Source organism: Bacillus sp. N13C7, assembly GCF_026790065.1.
GTDB lineage: Bacteria > Bacillota > Bacilli > Bacillales > Bacillaceae > Bacillus.
Genome location: NZ_JALAMO010000027.1, coordinates 1 through 1,559, shown reverse-complemented (window position 1 = coordinate 1,559; position 1,559 = coordinate 1). Strand labels below are relative to the sequence as shown.

Genomic DNA, 1,559 nt, shown 5'->3' with positions numbered 1-1,559 from the left:
CCAGGCTGTCGAGAAAATCTCGACAGCCTTTATTTTTTCTTAAAATATCCATTCTCCTGTAATAAAATAAAAGAAAGACTTCAAAAGGACGGTGTCTTTCTCATGTTCCACACAAGAAATTCTTCTCAAAACGCAGCCGAATTTGTTCTTCTCGACCAACTTGTTGAAGAGGATCATCTGCTTCGAAAAATTGATAAATACATAGACTTCTCTTTTATCATTGAAAAGGTTAAACCTTACTACAGTGAAAACAAAGGCCGCCCCTCACTTGATCCGCTGATTTTATTCAAAATGATGTTTATCGGATACCTTTATGGTATCCGTTCAGAAAGACAGCTTGAAAAAGAAATTTACTACAATATGGCTTACAGATGGTTTCTGGGATTGAACATAAACGATCCGGTTCCGCATCACTCCACTATCAGCTGGAACAGGCGCACTCGCTTTAAAGATACAACCATCTTCCAAGACATTTTTGATGAGATTGTCCTTCAGGCCATCAATCATGATATGGTGGGCGGACGTGTCCTATTCACCGATTCTACTCATCTGAAAGCCAATGCCAACAAACATAAGTACACAAGAAAAACGATTGAACAGGATACACAAAACTATATCAAAGATCTAAATGAAGCCATCCAAGAAGATCGGGAGGAACACGGAAAAAAGCCACTAAAAGTCAAAGAGGAGGTGAAAGCTGAAAAAGAAATCCGCCACAGCACAACCGACCCAGAAAGTGGATATCTGTATCGTGAAAATAAACCAGAAGGTTTCTTTTACTTAGACCACCGAACAACAGATATGAAATATAACATCATCACCGATGCCTATGTCACCCCTGGAAATGTTCATGATTCTGTGCCCTACCTTGACCGACTAGATCACCAAATCGCACGATTTGGGTTTCAAGTAGAAGCTGTCGCTCTTGATTCCGGATATTTAACGACTCCCATCTGTAAAGGATTATCTGACCGTCATATTTTTGGCGTCATTGCCCACAGACGATATCATTCTACTACAGGATTGTTTCCAAAGTGGAAATTTCAATACGACAGTGAAAAAGACAGGTACATTTGTCCGAACAAGCAAACACTTACATACTCAACAACTGACCGTAAAGGTTACAGATCATATAAATCAAATCACGAAATATGTTCGTCATGCCCTCTGCTTGAGAATTGCACAAAATCAAAGAACCACCAGAAAGTTATCACTCGGCATGTATGGGAAGACCATAAAGAAAAGGTCAGACAAAATCGCTTGTCTGTTTCAGGAAAAACCCTCTACAAAAAAAGAAAAGAAAAAATAGAGCGAAGCTTTGCAGATTCAAAACAACTGCACGGGCTTCGCTATTGCAGGTTGAGGGGAAAACGGAATGTGAGCGAACAAGTTCTCCTCACAGCCGCATGCCAGAACATGAAGAAGATTGCCACATACCTAGCCAAGCAGGGCTAGGCATGTGGGAGCGCTTTTTCTGTATCTGAAATCCGATCAATATCTAAAGAAACAGCACAACACAAAAAAGCTTGTAGTAAAAACATCGTTTTCTCTACAAGCTG

At 40.2% G+C, this 1,559-nt stretch carries 1 protein-coding gene; it reads left to right on the top strand.

The features are described from left to right. Positions 1–102: 102 nt before the first annotated feature. The gene (locus tag MOB98_RS20030; protein WP_268362570.1) at positions 103–1,455 is read left to right on the top strand and encodes an IS1182 family transposase; all 1,353 of its coding nucleotides are present in this window, start codon (positions 103–105) and stop codon (positions 1,453–1,455) included. Positions 1,456–1,559: the final 104 nt, after the last annotated feature.

Bases quoted from the DNA above. Each gene is read 5' to 3' on its own strand.
- MOB98_RS20030 (WP_268362570.1), top strand. From the start codon at position 103: ATGTTCCACACAAGAAATTCTTCTCAAAACGCAGCCGAATTTGTTCTT.